Origin of the sequence: Phormidium sp. FACHB-592 (genome assembly GCF_014695795.1) — a bacterium.
GTDB lineage: Bacteria > Cyanobacteriota > Cyanobacteriia > Leptolyngbyales > Leptolyngbyaceae > Stenomitos.
Map to the genome: position 1 here is coordinate 117,369 of NZ_JACJOZ010000103.1, position 16,031 is coordinate 133,399.

Genomic DNA, 16,031 nt, shown 5'->3' on the forward strand with positions numbered 1-16,031 from the left:
TCCTAAGTTTTACATTGATATCTGTCATTACTTGTCCTGAGAGAGCTAGTGGCTCTCCACTTGAAACTTAAACCTCATTATCATTATGCTTCGACCAGAACATCGCCAACCCGTTAGCCTGGATCGTCTACCAACCGCTTCAGACCGTAGTACGATACAGCCAACGCAAAGCCGTGTTTTGGCTCAGTCTTCTGACATTGAGGCGCTAACAGAAAGCTTGATGCCCAAAGGTATTAGTGCCAGTAAGCAAGCTGTGATTGAACGTCTTATTACCATGTGGGCTACAGCGCCCGAGCGTGATGTGGCTTAGGTTTTGATACTATTGGTTCTCATCTGCCAAGTTGTGTCATGTCTTCCTCCAACCGTCTTCCGCTTCTGATTTCAGTTGGATTGGTACTTTCAAGGCTTACTAAATTAAGCTTCGTTGAGTAATATTTTATCCGACAACAATTTATTTATTAGCAACCTCATCTACAATAACGCTATGGGGTTGTTTTTACGTGTTAATGTTTCAGCTTGAGTACTGCTGGAGTAGAGTTTGGCAGCCGCAACTAAGAGCATCGATTGAGGGTATTGCGAAACTGGCTAAGATGGCACTGTAGTCTTAGCAGTCTGTGTTCCTCGATCGCCGCCCTATACTCGTCGGGCAGTTGGCAAAATGGTTAGTGAAAGATCTCTGAAGCGTCTTCGAGAACTGATTCAGCGCATTGTAGAGGCAGAGACTGACGACTTCTTTGAACTTGCGAAAATAGCTGGACTTAATCCTTCTAAAGATTTTTCTACTGCAAACTTGAGTGGTCTAGATCTGCGCTCTGCTCAACTGAAAGGGGCAAATTTTATAGCGACCGATCTCTCGCAAGCCAATCTAGTAAATGCCAACTTGGCGGAAGCTAATTTAATTAATGCCAACCTAATTGGTGCAAAGCTCATTAATGCCACTTTAGATAGTGCCAGTTTGGTAAGCGCTGACATGATGGGCGTTAGCCTGGTCAATGCCACGCTTTTGAGTGCAAACCTTACAGGTGCGAACTTGACTAAAGCCAATTTAAGTCATGCTGATTTACGTCGCGCTGTATTAGTTGGCTGCAAGCTAGATGGTGCCATTCTGTACTTGGCATCGCTCAATCATGTCGATTTACGCCGTTCGAGTCTGACAACGGCTAACTTTAGAAGCGCTAATCTCTATGGCACAAACTTGAGCTATGCCGATCTGCGAGGAGCAGACTTGACTGATGCAAATTTGGCAGGTGCGACCTTTGAAAAGGCATTGCTTGGTGACAATCAGGGGTTGACTAAAGAGGTGATAGCAGATTTGCAACAGCGTGGTGCGATCGTCGATCACTAATTAGCTGACTCTGATTAGCTGACTAAAGATTACTGGTCTTAGCCTCAACGGCTCTAGCATTGCTGCTTCCTGGCACAATAGATTCAATGCACTACGAGGCAGTTCAAATGGGGTATCGATGCGAATGGGCGACAGGACAGTCTGTTGACCTCGAAAACGTTGATGAACAGACTCGTGTGACCCTCACTAATAGCAGCCCAGGACAGCAGCAGCAGTCGAGCAACCATGTTCAAACAGGACGCTGGACTGCACCACCCGAAATCTGGCGAGTCGCGATCGGTCTTGTAGTCAAATTGCTTACAGCTCAGGGCGAACAGTTTATCTACATACAGGGCAACCAAGTTAGTACGTCAACAGAAGCGCCATCCTGGGGTGATGCTCAACCCCTGCCAGTACACGTTGATTCAATGCCTGCTGCCATGTCTCCAAAGCCTTCGATGGCACCCATGCTGCCTTTACCACCGATGAAAATGGGTGATATGCAGATGGATCAAACGACGATGACGATGCAGATGGGAAACATGCGGATGGAGATGAACCCGATCAAGGCATCGAGTAAGCCATCACCTCAAACAGGAGGAGAACAACCATCCACGTCGGCTGTGCAACGAAATTTTTGTAGTCAATGTGGTAGCACGCTTAAACCTAGCGATCGCTTTTGTGCGCATTGTGGACATCGCCTTGACTAAGCTTAAGTAACGCTGCAAAACCTCTGCCGTTATGCGTTCGCTGCTTTAACTATGAGCGTTTATGTTTCCATCGGCTAAGGGCAACGTAAACCAAAACTGGGAACCTTTGCCAGGATGGCTAGCAACACCAACCTGCCCACCATGTGCTGTAATCACTTGCCGACAGCGATGTAAACCTAGCCCAATGCCCGTCAGATGCTGGTTGTCGATGCCCCGCACATAGAGTTGAAACAGTCGATCGCATTGGTTTTGGTCCATCCCCCGCCCATTGTCTGCGATCGCGCAGTGGATCATGCGGGGCGCAGCCGTTGTGGTGTCGATCGTGGCGTTGAGTGTGATAGTCAAACCGGGTGCATTGTGTTTAACCGCATTAAGCAATAAACTCTCAAACACTTGCCGCAGTTGCTGTAAATCCGCTTTGATGGGCGGCAGATCGCAAGGTACCTGAGCGCAGAGAGTAACATGGTTTTCTGACAAAAGTGGTTTCAGATTTGACAGAGCAATGTCTACAACTTGATGCAGATGCACGGGCTGGCAATGAAGTACGGTTGCAGGTGTGTCATCTGTATGACCTTCTAAAAGAGAATTCAGTAGATTGAGCTGATGGTCGCAGCTCTGCACCATGCGATCAAATTTTCCACAGGGCACGGGTACCGCTTCACAGTCTTTATGACGGCTTCTTAAACTGTTTAGCACCATTAACATTCCCTGTACCGGAGTCCGTAGGTCATGGGCAACGGCATGTAGGAGCAAATCTTTCACCTGATTGAGACTTTGCAGTTCCTGCATTCGCTGCTGCAACTCGGCGGTGCGGGCTTGCACCTGTCCTTCCAAACTCACTGTAAGCGTTTGAAGGTGCTGATAAAGCTGCCCTTGCTGGATCGCAATTTCCACCTGTGTCGCAAGTTGTTCTAGCAAATTGGTTTCTAGCGGCAACCAGTGGCGCGGTCCAGAGCATTGATTGACCAGCAGAATGCCAAACATTTTGTGATGCACCATGATGGGTACACCAATGCTTGCTTTAACTTGACAGTAGCGATAGTACTCAGCAATTAGTGGGGGCTTGTCTGCTTGAGCGGTATCGTCGATCGCCTTCACAGGCTTTATATTGCAGGGATTCTCTGAGGTTTTTTGCTTAAAAAGTGCCTCGATTTCCTGAGCCACCCGCTGATCTGATACCCAGCCTTGCACTGAAGTCCAACCGGGGCTTACTGACTCGGCGACCGTCAAGTTGTGTCCAGATAAGCCCTGCCCACAGGGATCGAGCCGTATGATAAAAACCTGATCAGCTTGTAGCAAATGACGAACTTCAGAAACAGTCGTGTTGAGAATTTCGTCTAGCTCTAGCGATCGCCGAATGCGCTGTGCTGTCTCCGCCAATAACCGCTCACGATCTGCTGCAAACCGCAGTTGAGCTTCTGCCTGCTGCCGTTCCGCTACGGCTGCCGCCAACATCAGCACAATGCCCATCGTGACACCCACAAAAGTCTGGAGTAGGAGGGTCGCCTGCTGTGTGTTGCCATTTGCATCCATCAAGAAAGGTCCTCGATGTTGCGTTAAGCCCCAAAAGGCAAGACTAGAAACAATAAAACCACTTACTACGGTACCCTGTTGCCCAAACCGCAGCGCCGCCCAGACAATGGGAGCAAGCGGTAAGATTTCTAACGGATACCGTGCTTTACCTGCGTGCATAGAAGCACAAAAAACAAACCAGCTCACGCTTAAGAGCAGCGTTACCCACAGCAAGGCTTCAAGGGTTCGCCATCGACGCCATTGGTGCTGCAATTGCTGCCACCATACCGACGCATTTGACCCGAATGGAACATTGTTAGGCAGGGGTTTGCTCAACCAAACCAGCAGCAGCGGAGCCATGACCAAAATGCCAATGCTGTCTCCCAGCGCGATCGCCCACCACTGACTGCTAAATTGCTGCCAGGGACTTAGACCAGCGATGCATGCATAGAGAGTACGAATAGTGGCATTGGGTATAGGGGATACCACAACTGCCAACGCGAGAAATTTGAGGGCACCCCGCAGGCTGTTGAGAGACGAAGACCAGCCGACCTGACGCAGTAGCGCTTTGCCAACGATCGCGCTTAGCGTCGTGCCAACGGCAGTGACTAGAGCAGCTGCCCCTGTCACTCCTACCGATACGGCTAGCAAAGAACTTCCCAGGCTAATGCCAACCCAGACATTAGTGCTGCCCAGTAGCAAAACGCCCAGAGCAATGCCCGCAGGAAACCAGATCGGTGAGGCTTCTAAGCCCAAATTTGCTACGAAAACCGTTAACCTACCCACTACAAAATAGGCTAGTGCGATCGCTCCCGTCTTGAGCAGGTATGCTCCTAATGGCACGGTCTTACGCTCCCCAAACAAGGGCGCGATCGCGACAGCAGACTGGCTAATAGTTTCAGTACTAGCATCTCTTTTCCCTTCTGGATAGCCTCTAGTGTTCCACCAAGAATTGCTTGAGCGTTTAAAGCCCTCAAACGACTCTTTAGATCAGCAGTAAGCCGCCTACGTAGATGTGACGGATAACCCACCATACATACTAGGGTGGCGTGTTAAGCGGAGGGATGGCTTCCCCCATCTGGATGAGCAAAGTAAGCAGCGGCAGCCATCAGGATTAAGGGACTGTTACTCTACTGTTCTACGTCTGATGTTGTATTGACTGTCACTTTTGCTACAGGGCTTGCAGGGGTGGCGATCACAGACGATGCTTTCTGTGCTAACAAAACTGTCACGATATGCGACAACAGACCGACCGGACCCGCGAACAAGCAGAGTACAAGGGAGTGAGCTGTCCAGACATTTGTCCGCTGCCCTTCCCAATAGATCCAGCGACCAACGAATAAATCCATCACTAGAAAATGTGCCCAGCCTGTTGCAGCAGCTCTTTCATCGCTAAAAAACTGAGCAATGTCTGCTAGTTTTGGGTTGGAAAGTGCCTGCGCCGTTTCAGTATTCAGCGTACCGAAAATGAAATAAAGGTAGAGTAACGCTAAAGCAACAAAGGGCAAGTAGGATGTCATCACTCGTTTAGTGATGTTCCAGTTAGGAAGCACAATCATCAAAGCCCAAAAGGGCAAGACAAAAAGATTGGCACCGTCAAAAAGTTGGGCGATCGTCATGAGAGAGTATGTCAAAAGTAAATGGCAGTCGTACTAAGCGGTAGTTATGGTCAGTCTAATCCTGAGTGAAAGGTCGTGTCGAAACTGCAAGGGAAACCGTCAGGCTCGCTTATTTGTTACGCTTCGTAACAGATAGTTTTTCTGGTACGGTTATGTCCCTGCTTCAAGTCCACCATTTGCATAAAGCCTATCGCGCTCAAGGCAAAACGACCCGTGCTGTCAAGGATGTATCACTTGAGATTGAGGCAAAGCAAGTGCTAGCGTTCTTGGGTCCGAATGGTGCAGGCAAAACGACAACCATCAAAATGATCGCCGGACTTGTGCTGCCGGATGAGGGAACCGTGAGCATTGCCGGACGCGACCCCCATCGCCAGCCACAAGCACTACGATCGGTGGGAGCAGTTTTGGAGGGTAGCCGCAATCTTTACTGGCGGTTGACTCCATCAGAAAATCTGGAGTATTTCGGGGTTTTAAGGGGTTTATCACGACGGGTCGCACGGCAGAGATCGCGAGCGTTGCTCGAACGGTTTGAGTTGAGCCATAAGAGTACGACGCGGGTACAAAAGCTCTCGCGGGGGATGCAGCAAAAGGTGGCGATCGCCGTAGCGTTGATTCATGAGCCACCGCTGCTGCTGTTAGATGAACCGACCCTAGGGTTGGATGTAGAGGCAACCCAAACGGTGAAGCGTCTGGTGCGCGAGATTGCCAGCGAAGGTCGAGCAATTCTTCTAACGACACACCAACTTGACATTGCCGAGGAATTGTCCGATCGCGTCGCGATTATCAACAATGGCGAAATAGTGACTGAGCAGCCGACGAAGGCGCTGATCCAGCAGTTTTCCAGAGCAGTCTACCGGGTGGAGTTGTCTGAACTGCCTGACGATCGCAGCGCTAAGTTGATGGCTCTGGGCGCGATCGTGGAAGGCACGGTGATTCATATTCCCGACCCTGCGTTACTTTATCCCGTGCTAGAGGTTTTGAACCCCTTACCGATCATTCGACTCGAAACCGAACGCGCCACGCTCACCGATATTTTTCTGAAGCTGACTCAAGCGCCGCCAGCCCAAGCGACCCTAACGCCAATGAATGTACCTGGAGGTGCCCATGTTTGAACTTCTTTTAGCAGAGTTAACGCGGGCTGGTATTCAGTTTCGGCGCTATCTCTTTGAAGCGGTCGGCGGCATTGTGATTTCAACTGCCGTCTTTTACGGGCTTTTCCTTAGCGTCAGCTACATTGCTGGTCCGGGGCTAGCGTTTGGCGATCGACTGGACGCCATTATTGTTGGCTACGTGCTTTGGACGCTGGTGCTGTTTATCATGGCAAACATTTCTGGCACTCTACAGCGAGAAGCTCAAACCGGCACGTTAGAGCAACTCTTTATTTCGCCCTTCAGTGCCTCACAGGTGTTTTTGGCGAGGGCAGTGGCGGATCTGCTGCTACAAGCGGGTCTAATCGCTGCCATTTTGGTGATTATCATGGCGTTAACTGGGCGCTGGCTAGCCTTTCCGCTGACTCTTTGGCTACCACTGCTAACAGTGCTGTTAGGAGCCTACGGATTGTCGTTTGCGATCGGCTCCCTAGCGTTGATGGTCAAACGTATTCAGCAGGTGTTGGGGATTTTTCAGTTTGCGCTCCTGTTTTTGCTTAGTGTACCAACTGAGGAATGGACGGGGAACCTGCGTCTGCTCGGTGATTTGTTGCCCATGAGTCCTGGTGCAGGGCTGTTGCGAAACGTCATGGCGCGACAGCAAGCGTTGGATCTACAGCAACTCAGCATTGCCCTAGTAAATGGTGGAGTTTACTTTGCGATCGGTCTCGTCCTTTTTCGTTGGGCAGAACGCTACACAAAGCGCCACGGCAACCTCAGCGACTACTAAGAAAACGTCTACGTAGCTGGACGTAATGATTGATAAGCTGCATTTCGAGATCAGCTGCATTTCGATTTTGCATTCGACTGAGCGCTCACGCCGAAGTCTCCATACTCTTAGTCTTGTATAGGCGGGTTGAGCGCAGTCGAAACTCGGTTTTTGGATGGTGATGGTGCTTCATTTAGCCCTTCTACTTGCAAACAGAATACTTGTAGGAGCAGGTTTAATAAAAAGGTGAGCGGCTAGGAAAGACTCTGACAAAACCGTATCCAACAGTCAATTTCTGCTTGGATCTCGTAAGGTGATTCTGTCGAGCCAACATTGTGGAACGAAAATGAGCCTGCGTACCGTCATTGCGACAAGATATGTCACCCCATTGCGCGAGGGTGGCTCACTGCCTGCCATAGTGGAAGCTGATGATGATGGCATGTATGTACTTAAATTTCGTGGCGCTGGTCAGGGAGCCAAGGCACTCATTGCCGAATTGGTAGCAGGAGAAATTGCCCGCACCATCGGGTTGCCAGTGCCTGAAATCGTCTTTGTTGAACTGGATGCTGACCTTGCCCGGACGGAACCTGACCCAGAGATCCAAGACCTGATTCGGGCGAGTGCTGGTCTGAACATTGCACTTGATTATTTACCTGGCTCCATTACATTTGACCCAATAGCAGGAAACGCTGAAGCCGATCTTGCGTCAGCGATCGTCTGGTTTGATGCGTATGTAACTAATATCGATCGCACGCCGCGCAATGCCAATCTGCTAGTCTGGCATCGGCGACTCTGGCTGATCGATCACGGTGCGGCGCTCTACTTTCACCACACCTGGAACCGTTACCGCGATCGGAGCCGTGACCGCTTCCCTGCGATTCAAGACCATGTGCTGCTCCGCTTTGCCAGTAGCCTACAAACGGTTGATGCAGCCTTAACCGAACGGCTCACGCCAGAACGCATTCATCAAATCGTGCAACTGATTCCTGATGCCTGGTTAGTAGACTCACCTTTTAGCGATAGCCGCCAACATCGCGATGCCTACAGTGAGTATTTGCTGAGACGATTGGAGCTACCGCGTGTTTTTCTAGAGGAGGCGCTCCATGCACGATCGCTTAACGTATGATTACGCCATCATTCGCGTGGTGCCAAAAGTAGAGCGCGAAGAGTTTGTTAACGTTGGTGTCATTGTTTCATGCGCTAGCAGTCGCTTCCTTGAGGCTCGCATTGAGCTGGATGAGCAGAGACTGTTGGCGATCGATGCCACGTTAGATCTAACGACAATTCGAGATTATCTAGCCGCCATTCCAATTGTTTGTGCAGGTGGTAAGCAAGCTGGCTCGATTGGTCAACTGCCGCAACGGGAGCGCTTCCACTGGCTCGTAGCACCCCGAAGCACCATGATCCAAACATCGCGGGTACATACAGGGCGTTGTAACCACTTACCTGCCATCATCGAACATTTGCTTAACACAATGGTACGTCCGTTGCGCACAACCCATTCGGCAATGACAACAGAGCCAACAGGAGGATACGAACAGCCGAAGTAACATCAGTGGGAAATGTTTCGGATGATACATTCTCAAGCGGAGCGATCGCCTTAATTGGAAAGCAGAGCCGCGATCGCTAACGCAGCCATGCCAGTGTCACGAAGGGCAGTGTCTAGCAGCCATCATCCCAAAACCGTCACCTAGAACCTTTAGTGGTTTGCTTCCACATAGCTCGTGTTTTTGGCAAGTCCTTGCGAATCAAAAATCATGCGATAGAGAGCGCTAACCAATGTCCCCTGATCAGTTAAAGTCCATAAAGTCTATGAATCAACCTGTTAAAGGCAACGCTATGTCTTTTGTCGATCGCTCCTTTGCTCTCTCACACCGTTTTGGGTACGTAGCTGCACTTGGAATGCTCGTCGGTGCATGCAGTAGCCCTACCCCTACACCGACTGCTTCTCCCTCAGCCCAGGCAAGCGGTAACGACTATACCGTTGGCATGGTCATTGTTGGTCCTAAAGATGACGGTGGGTGGAATCAGGCACAGTATGAGGGGATGCAGGAAGTCGTGCAAAAGGTGCCAGGGGTCAAATTTGACTATGTAGATAAGGTCAACCCTGCCGATCGCCCCAACGTGAAGGGCGCGCAAGTTGCTGACGAACTGATTGGCAAAGGTGCCAAGCTCGTGATCTTCAACTCCGACGACTTCAAAGACGATGCCCTGGCAACGGCAAAGAAACATCCAAACATCACCGTAGTCCATGCCTCCGGCGACTATGCATGGAAAGACGGCAAAAACTTCAAAAATCAGCCCAATCTCAGCAACATCATGGGGCGCATGGAATACGGCAAGATGATGGCTGGTTGCGCTGCCGCCTTAGGCACTCAAACAGGCAAAATTGGCTATCTGGGTCCCTTGATTAACGATGAAACCCGTCGCTATGCCTCGGCTGCCTATCTGGGTGCCAAATATTGCTGGGAAAACTACCTCAAAAAGAAGCCAGCCGATCTGAAGTTTAAAGTGACCTGGATTGGCTTCTGGTTCAATATTCCTGGCGTGACGCTTGACCCAACAAAGGTGGTCAATGACTACTTCAACGGCGGTTATGATGTGGTGATGTCGGGTATCGACACGCCTGAAGCCGCTACCGAAACGAAAAAAGCAGCGGCGGCAGGTAAAAAAGTGAAGTATGTTCACTATGACTTAAAGACAGGCTGCAACCTCGCTCCTGATGTGTGTCTTGGCGTACCCTACTACAACTGGGGTCTGCCCTACACCGATGCCGTCAAGAAAGCTAAGGACGGTAAGCTCACCAGTGAATTTGTCTGGCTGGGTCCCGATTGGAAAGACATTAACAGCCCTGACTCGATGATTGGCTTCTTACCTGGTAATGCACTGGGAGAGCAAAAGGCGACGATCGATACATTTATCAAAGGGTTGGGCGATGGCAGCGTCAATCCTTATAAAGGTCCGTTGAACTTCCAGGATGGCTCAGCGTATCTCAAGGCAGGTGAAACGGCGACTGAGCAACAGATTTGGTATATGCCGCAACTGCTAGCAGGCATGGAGGGGTCGAGTAAGTAGAAAGGTATAAAGGCTAAAGTATGAAGGCTAAAAGCTTTTACCCTTTAGCCTTTTCCATTCCCTTCGTCGCTTCTGCTATGAAAGTCGAGCTACAAAACATCTGCAAGCGGTTTGGCACGGTTCAGGCGAACGATGACGTTTCGCTGACTGTAGAGGCGGGCAGCATTCATGGACTGCTGGGCGAAAACGGAGCGGGCAAAAGTACGTTGGTGAAGGTGCTGAGTGGCTTTATTACCCGCGATCGCGGCACTCTGCTCCTTGATGGTAGGCCTGTAGAGGTGAAAACGCCTGCCGACGCGATCGCCGTTGGCATAGGGATGTTGCACCAAGACCCGCTCGATTTTCCGCCATTGTCGGTACTGGACAACTTTTTGGTCGGCAAATCGGGCAGTCTCTTTACCAACCGACGGCAAGCCTTTCGGGACTTTCAACGACTGGCGGCACAGTTTAACTTTGCTCTCAACGCTAACGAAAAGGTCAGCAACCTTACTGTTGGCGAACGGCAACAGCTTGAAATTTTGCGTCTGTTATCGCTGGGTGTAAAGACACTGATTCTAGATGAACCAACCACCGGCATTTCGGCATCGCAGAAAGACGAACTCTTTGCAGCGGCAGAACAACTGGCGGCACAGGGAAAGTCGATTATTTTTGTGTCGCACAAGCTGGAGGATGTGAACGCACTGTGCGATCGCGTTACCGTCATGCGTCACGGGCAGGTCGTTGGCAATTTGGAAATTCCCTGCCCTGACGAAGCCCTAGTAGAACTGATGTTTGGGCGCGAACTGGCACCACCTGTAAAACCAAAGACGCGGCAAGACGCGATCGCCCTGGAATTAAAAACGATTAGTCTAAGCACCGATCGCCTCAGCGTTAAAATTCCCGATCTCACCGTGCATCAAGGCGAAGTCATTGGGCTGGCAGGGCTGGAAGGCGGTGGTCAACAACTGCTGCTGCTGCTCTGCGCGGGGTTGCTCAAAGCGTCATCTGGCACCATTCGGGTCAATGATGTGGATATGACCGCCAAACTTTACCGCGAGTATCTCACGGCTGGCATTGGCTATTCACCTGCCGATCGCCTGCGAGATGGACTCATTCGAGGGCTATCCATTCACGAACACGTCGCCCTTCGCACACCCCCCAACGGTTTCTTTGTTGACTGGAAAGGGACGTTAGAAAAAGCGCTGCACGCGATCGCCCTGTTCAACATTCGTGGCAAACCCCAAACGCACGTCGAACGGCTTTCTGGCGGCAACCAGCAGCGGACTCAACTTGCCCTCCTACCTGTACCGCTCAACCTGTTACTGATGGAACATCCCACTCGCGGGTTGGATATTGAGTCGGTGCTCTGGGTCTGGCAGCAACTCATCGCTCGATGTGAAGGCGGCACTGCCATCATCTTCACCTCTTCTGACCTGGATGAAATCATGCAGTACAGCGATCGCGTGATCGTCTTCAGCGGTGATGTCGTCTCAGAACCGATCGATGTCGCAGAGCTGACGGTCGATCGGTTAGGGCAAATGATCGGTGGGAAGATGGGCGCTCAGTCTCAGAAACTATCCGTCAGCACCTAATTTGACTCTTTACAAGCCATTTTCTGCCTGTTCACCTTTGGGCAAGGACATTGAACGAACGGATGAGCAAAGTCCACAGTGGGTATTTGCTTCACCATCGCGGACATAGCGATCGCACCACCGAACTTTACCGTTGCTTTAACGTTAGTAACCACGCATGAAGCGTAAGTAACCACAGCTTCATCATTACTTACTCACGCTTGAGTGAACGTAACCATAGCTTGTCTGGAAGTAACCAACGTTTGAGCATAAGTAACCAACGTTTGAGCATAAGTAACCACAGCTTGAGCGTTAGTAACGATGACTTGAGTAGAAGTAACCACAGCTTAAGTGGAAGTTAGACGGCGTGTTTACGGTATACGCTCAATGATCTGGAGGCTTGCGATGCTCGATTTAGTTGTGGGGACAACCAAGCTTATAGCCCTTGTAGAAGGTTAATATACAGACAAGCTGCGGTCTAACGACCTCAATCAGGCTCTTAGACCGCGAGGTTTCAGCCTAATTATCTAAATCGAGATCTTAGACTGCAAGCGTCTGTCTAAGTGCCCTAATTAGGGTAGATAGACGGACGACATCTATCTAAACAGTAGTTAGCTTGCAGCATAACAAAATAGCAGTAGTTTTTAATGCCTGGTATCACGCAATTTTTTGAAACTGATTTCCCTGGGATTTTCTCCCTAGAGGTTCCAGTAGTTGTTCGACAAAGCACAAAGGAACATGTAGTTAAAGAAAGAATATTATTGGATTTTGAAGCACGAGTAAAGTACATTACGTTACTGCTTCCTCAAGGAATAGAGATCCGGTCGTTCCTCCTCTACATAACTACGAACTATATTGAACTGCTTAGTCTAAAGCAAGGAAAGATTTTAGTACCAGGGGGGAAAAGAATTCCAATAGGTACTAAGCTAAACGTGCAGGACTTAGGAGTGCAGGGAATAAATCTGATTTACAACGATTACAGTGGTCCTGAAGTTGATGCCAACACCCTTCCATTCACGGGTCGAATTTTTATTTATTCTGAAGAGGAGGTAGATTCAGACTTTCAAGCTCAAATCATTAGTCACGCTGAACCCCTCGGCATCCACTTTAGATTTCGAGGACCATTGTTTGCACAGGAACAAACTAGTCATATGGAGCCTATAGCGTTTATTTCACATGACTCTCGCGATAAAGACACGATTGTGCGTCCTCTTGCACAAGAGCTTCAAAGGATGATGCTTTCTGTTTGGTACGATGAGTTTTCTTTAGAAGTTGGAGATAGCTTAAGGGGAAGCATTGAGGCGGGACTGAAGCGATGTCAGAGGTGCATTTTTGTGCTTACTCCAAACTTCTTGGGCAAAGGTGGATGGCCCAAACGAGAGTATGATTCTATTTTTACAAGAGAGCTAGTAGAAGAACGCAACTTGATTCTGCCAATTTGGTCTGAAGTTACAAGAAACGAAGTTTTTGAATACAGCCCAACTTTAGCTGATCGTGTTGCATTGAATTGGAATCTAGGTCTTGATGAAGTTGCCAGTAGGTTGTACCGCAAACTAACCAAAGATGGAAGTTAAAGCTACAAGCTAACAAGCCCGTTGCACACTGAATCAAGGGGACGATTGGTTGAGCGGGAAGGGTTGCGGCGGCGGGTGAACGGACCCGTTAGACAGCCTTAAGTTGTCGATAGGGACAATATGAGTTTAGCCATCAAGGTTTAGAGACAGCTAGTGCGATCGTCTCTCTCGCCATCAATTAGGTTAAGCACCGTTAAGCTCTCGCCTGCAAATCATTGGTCGCAGCGAAACCAAACAACACTTATGCTTGAGCGTTTGAAAAGTGATACAAAAGAGAGCTTAAACAATGAAACCTAAAGAGTTTTATGTGGTGATTGAACGGGATGAAGACGGTATTTATGTGGGTGAGGTGCCGCAACTTAAAGTGTGCTATAGCTAGGGTGAAACTGTTGATGAACTAATGCAAAATATCCGTGAGGTCATTGCAATGTGCCTTGAGGAGCTTGAAGACGAAACAACCACTGAGTTCATTGGCATTCAGAAAGTGGTGGTCTAGTGGCAAAACTCCCTAGCCCAACTGGAGAAGAACTGATCGCTGCGCTTCAAAAGATTGGCTTCTCTGTAGTGAGGTAAAAAGGTAGCCATGTTTGCATGAAGCACGAAGACAATCGAGTGGTGTCTATCCCTGTTTATGCCCGTAAGACGATTGGCAAAGGTCTACTTCTGAAGATTCTTCGCGATGCTGATTTGACCAAAGAGGACTTGATCAATTTGTTGGGATGATTGGGCTACCGGAAAGAGGTTTTTGAGTACGATCGCTCAGGCTTAGCGACAAGAGGCGATCCGAGTCATTGTTAAAAGAACCCCTACGGCACTATTAGAGTCGCTGTCTGCCCTTCAACCAGGCAAACACATCATTCACGGTAAGAGCCAACGTTAAAGTGGGCAACACTGGAAGCACGTCATCACCGATCAATTCAGTCGGTAGTTGCTCTGGGCGAAACACTAAAATTACCCGTTCCTCTGGGTCAATTAACCAGCCCAACTGGGAACCATGCTTCAGGCAGTGCAGAATGTTGCGAATAACCTTAGTTGTTGTTTGGTCTGGCGAAAGAATTTCAATTGTCCAGTCAGGATAAGTTTCAAACGCATTGGCAACTTCACCATTTGCATCAAACGGAATCCGTTCCCAGTGGAAGACTGTGGCATCAGGCACGATCGATCTGCCACCAAAAGTACAACGTAATTCTGGGAATGCCATTGCGACCTGAGCAGCCTCTGCGATCTCATTGATCTGCTCACAAAATCTGAGTTGGAGACGAGAGTGTTTCCCCTGAGGCATCGGCTTTTGTTCTACTCGACCGTCGATAAATTCTCTCGCTGGCTTTGTTTCTGGTTGTTTTAGAAACTCTTCGAGTGTAAGGGTTGAGGGCTTTACAACACCTGTCATGTAAAAATGCTCCTGTCGCATCAATCACAGTTTGGCTTGGTGTGGCTGATCCTTGTAAGCGACTGTTTCTTTATGCTACTACCTCACCAAAGCGCGATCGCCCCTCGCTGTAAGGTTGGTTGAGTACCGTCAAGCATCTGTCAGGTGTCGGTTGATGCGAAACTCAACAGCAAGCGGTGCGATTGTTCATCTTCCTAATGCTATTGTTCTTCTCACCAGATGATGTAACGATGCCAAGACGGTAGAATCCTACACATCTAAGATCGAGTAGAACCTACTAAATTAAACCGATCGTGCTTACTTCTACAGCTATTGCGTGACACCCACGAGTCATTAATGTCTAAAACGTACTACTACCAGCTTGGCTCGATCGTCCTTGCCCTCATCTTGATTGCCGTCATCATTGTGCTAGCTGGCGCGTCTCCAGTGCAGGTCGTTAGCCGTATGTGTTCAGGCGCGTTCGGTACACCCGATCAGTTTGCGCGAGTCATTGCAACGTTAGCTCCGCTGCTGCTGTGTACCTGTGGCTTGCTGTTCACCTTTACGGCTGGACTGTATAACTTGGGGATTGAAGGGCAGATTGTGGCAGGTGGGATTGCCGCAACGGCTGGTATGCGCTTACTGCAAGATGTGCTTCCGGCTCCGTTGGTGATGCTGCTGGCGATCGTCATTGGCGCAGGCGGCGGCTTACTGTGGGGTTTATTGGCAGGCATTTTGAACGTCTACGGTCGCATTAACGAGATTTTTGCGGGACTGGGACTGAACTTTGCGGCACAGGGTTTGGCACTGTATCTCATTTTTGGTCCCTGGAAGCGAGAAGGCGTTGCATCTATGAGTGGTACTGAGCAGTTTCGTGAATCCCTCTGGCTACCAACCATTGGCAACACCGAAGCGAGTCCTATTTCACTGCTGCTGGCGATCGCGGTGCTTGCTTTGACGATCGTTGTGATGCGCGGCACCTACTTTGGCTTGCAGCTTCGAGCCGTTGGTCAAAACCTGAGAGCATCTTACGTCCTGGGCATTCCATCAGTACGTCAGTTGCTGAGTGCGTTTGCCATCTGCGGTGCGTTTGCAGGCATTGCCGGAGCGTTGCAAGTGCTCGCGGTTTTCCATCGCCTGATTCCTAGCATTTCCAGCAATCTCGGCTTTCTGGCATTGCTGATTGCCATGCTGGTGGGCTTTAATGCCTGGTTGATTCTGCCTGTCTCGTTCTTCTTTAGCGCTCTCAACATCGGTAGCCTCCAATTACCGTTGTCGCTCAATCTAGAATCATCTTTGGCAGGTGTAATCCAGGGAATGCTAGTGCTGTTTGTCCTGCTCGGTCGTGGGTTGAGCGATCGCAAACGCGCTGATGCCAGTTCTGGTACACCGCAAACCCGTCTTGAACCACCCACTGAGCAGTTGGGAGTCAAGGTTTAAA

Annotated in this window: 14 protein-coding genes and 1 pseudogene; 12 read left to right on the top strand and 3 right to left on the bottom strand. The window is 49.6% G+C overall.

Going from position 1 to position 16,031, the window contains the following annotated elements:
* Nucleotides 1-85: 85 nt before the first annotated feature.
* The 3 genes from H6F86_RS27240 (at nucleotide 86) to H6F86_RS27250 (ending at nucleotide 2,034) form a co-directional block, all read left to right on the top strand.
* Entirely contained in the window at nucleotides 86-310 is a 225-nt protein-coding gene (locus H6F86_RS27240; protein WP_190453287.1) for a hypothetical protein, read from the top strand.
* 348 nt (nucleotides 311-658) lie between these two features.
* Entirely contained in the window at nucleotides 659-1,345 is a 687-nt protein-coding gene (locus H6F86_RS27245; protein ID WP_190453291.1) for a pentapeptide repeat-containing protein, read from the top strand.
* 107 nt (nucleotides 1,346-1,452) lie between these two features.
* Nucleotides 1,453-2,034, top strand: coding sequence for a zinc ribbon domain-containing protein (locus tag H6F86_RS27250; RefSeq protein WP_190453294.1), 582 nt, complete (start codon nucleotides 1,453-1,455; stop codon nucleotides 2,032-2,034).
* A gap of 45 nt (nucleotides 2,035-2,079) precedes the next feature.
* Here the strand turns inward: H6F86_RS27250 and H6F86_RS27255 are convergent, their stop codons facing one another.
* On the bottom strand, nucleotides 2,080-4,389 hold the full coding sequence (locus tag H6F86_RS27255) for an MASE1 domain-containing protein (protein WP_190453297.1): 2,310 nt from the start codon (nucleotides 4,387-4,389) through the stop codon (nucleotides 2,080-2,082).
* Nucleotides 4,390-4,676: 287 nt separating this feature from the next.
* The gene (locus tag H6F86_RS27260; RefSeq protein WP_190454344.1) at nucleotides 4,677-5,165 is read right to left on the bottom strand and encodes an ABA4-like family protein; all 489 of its coding nucleotides are present in this window, start codon (nucleotides 5,163-5,165) and stop codon (nucleotides 4,677-4,679) included.
* Nucleotides 5,166-5,317: 152 nt separating this feature from the next.
* On the opposite strand from H6F86_RS27260, the gene H6F86_RS27265 reads away from it, so the two are divergent.
* The 8 genes and pseudogenes from H6F86_RS27265 to H6F86_RS31790 all read left to right on the top strand — a co-directional run.
* The gene (locus tag H6F86_RS27265) at nucleotides 5,318-6,277 is read left to right on the top strand and encodes an ABC transporter ATP-binding protein (protein ID WP_190453300.1); all 960 of its coding nucleotides are present in this window, start codon (nucleotides 5,318-5,320) and stop codon (nucleotides 6,275-6,277) included.
* Nucleotides 6,270-7,043: an ABC transporter permease gene (locus H6F86_RS27270; protein ID WP_190453302.1), complete on the top strand. Its 774-nt coding sequence runs from the start codon at nucleotides 6,270-6,272 to the stop codon at nucleotides 7,041-7,043. Before H6F86_RS27265 ends, H6F86_RS27270 begins: the two co-directional genes overlap by 8 nt.
* Nucleotides 7,044-7,368: 325 nt before the next feature.
* Nucleotides 7,369-8,148 carry a HipA family kinase gene (locus tag H6F86_RS27275; protein WP_199305539.1) on the top strand — a complete coding sequence of 260 codons (780 nt, stop codon included), beginning with the start codon at nucleotides 7,369-7,371 and terminating at the stop codon, nucleotides 8,146-8,148.
* Nucleotides 8,126-8,572, top strand: a complete 447-nt coding sequence (locus H6F86_RS27280; RefSeq protein ID WP_190453307.1) for a DUF3037 domain-containing protein — start codon at nucleotides 8,126-8,128, stop codon at nucleotides 8,570-8,572. The genes H6F86_RS27275 and H6F86_RS27280 overlap by 23 nt, the downstream gene beginning before the upstream one ends.
* A 262-nt stretch (nucleotides 8,573-8,834) precedes the next feature.
* On the top strand, nucleotides 8,835-10,097 hold the full coding sequence (locus H6F86_RS27285) for a BMP family ABC transporter substrate-binding protein (RefSeq protein WP_206756114.1): 1,263 nt from the start codon (nucleotides 8,835-8,837) through the stop codon (nucleotides 10,095-10,097).
* 20 nt (nucleotides 10,098-10,117) lie between these two features.
* Complete coding sequence (locus H6F86_RS27290) at nucleotides 10,118-11,668, top strand: ATP-binding cassette domain-containing protein (protein ID WP_206756115.1); 1,551 nt, start codon at nucleotides 10,118-10,120, stop codon at nucleotides 11,666-11,668.
* A gap of 626 nt (nucleotides 11,669-12,294) precedes the next feature.
* Nucleotides 12,295-13,221, top strand: a complete 927-nt coding sequence (locus tag H6F86_RS27295) for a toll/interleukin-1 receptor domain-containing protein (RefSeq protein ID WP_190453309.1) — start codon at nucleotides 12,295-12,297, stop codon at nucleotides 13,219-13,221.
* 585 nt (nucleotides 13,222-13,806) lie between these two features.
* Nucleotides 13,807-13,944: pseudogene (locus H6F86_RS31790) on the top strand (type II toxin-antitoxin system HicA family toxin); the annotation flags it as partial.
* A 94-nt stretch (nucleotides 13,945-14,038) separates the two neighbouring features.
* On the opposite strand, the gene H6F86_RS27310 reads toward H6F86_RS31790, so the two are convergent.
* Nucleotides 14,039-14,611, bottom strand: coding sequence for a Uma2 family endonuclease (locus H6F86_RS27310; RefSeq protein WP_190453312.1), 573 nt, complete (start codon nucleotides 14,609-14,611; stop codon nucleotides 14,039-14,041).
* Between the two features lie 336 nt (nucleotides 14,612-14,947).
* On the opposite strand from H6F86_RS27310, the gene H6F86_RS27315 reads away from it, so the two are divergent.
* Nucleotides 14,948-16,030: an ABC transporter permease gene (locus tag H6F86_RS27315; RefSeq protein ID WP_190453317.1), complete on the top strand. Its 1,083-nt coding sequence runs from the start codon at nucleotides 14,948-14,950 to the stop codon at nucleotides 16,028-16,030.
* Nucleotide 16,031: the final 1 nt, after the last annotated feature.

Excerpts from the sequence above, each read along its gene's own strand:
- H6F86_RS27290 (WP_206756115.1), top strand. The coding sequence starts at position 10,118 with ATGAAGGCTAAAAGCTTTTACCCTTTAGCCTTTTCCATTCCCTTCGTC.
- H6F86_RS27250 (WP_190453294.1), top strand. The coding sequence starts at position 1,453 with ATGGGGTATCGATGCGAATGGGCGACAGGACAGTCTGTTGACCTCGAA.
- H6F86_RS27280 (WP_190453307.1), top strand. The coding sequence starts at position 8,126 with ATGCACGATCGCTTAACGTATGATTACGCCATCATTCGCGTGGTGCCA.
- H6F86_RS27295 (WP_190453309.1), top strand. The coding sequence starts at position 12,295 with ATGCCTGGTATCACGCAATTTTTTGAAACTGATTTCCCTGGGATTTTC.
- H6F86_RS27275 (WP_199305539.1), top strand. The coding sequence starts at position 7,369 with ATGAGCCTGCGTACCGTCATTGCGACAAGATATGTCACCCCATTGCGC.
- H6F86_RS27285 (WP_206756114.1), top strand. The coding sequence starts at position 8,835 with ATGAATCAACCTGTTAAAGGCAACGCTATGTCTTTTGTCGATCGCTCC.
- H6F86_RS27310 (WP_190453312.1), bottom strand. The coding sequence starts at position 14,611 with ATGACAGGTGTTGTAAAGCCCTCAACCCTTACACTCGAAGAGTTTCTA.
- H6F86_RS27270 (WP_190453302.1), top strand. The coding sequence starts at position 6,270 with ATGTTTGAACTTCTTTTAGCAGAGTTAACGCGGGCTGGTATTCAGTTT.
- H6F86_RS27315 (WP_190453317.1), top strand. The coding sequence starts at position 14,948 with ATGTCTAAAACGTACTACTACCAGCTTGGCTCGATCGTCCTTGCCCTC.
- H6F86_RS27265 (WP_190453300.1), top strand. The coding sequence starts at position 5,318 with ATGTCCCTGCTTCAAGTCCACCATTTGCATAAAGCCTATCGCGCTCAA.
- H6F86_RS27240 (WP_190453287.1), top strand. The coding sequence starts at position 86 with ATGCTTCGACCAGAACATCGCCAACCCGTTAGCCTGGATCGTCTACCA.
- H6F86_RS27245 (WP_190453291.1), top strand. The coding sequence starts at position 659 with ATGGTTAGTGAAAGATCTCTGAAGCGTCTTCGAGAACTGATTCAGCGC.
- H6F86_RS27260 (WP_190454344.1), bottom strand. The coding sequence starts at position 5,165 with ATGACGATCGCCCAACTTTTTGACGGTGCCAATCTTTTTGTCTTGCCC.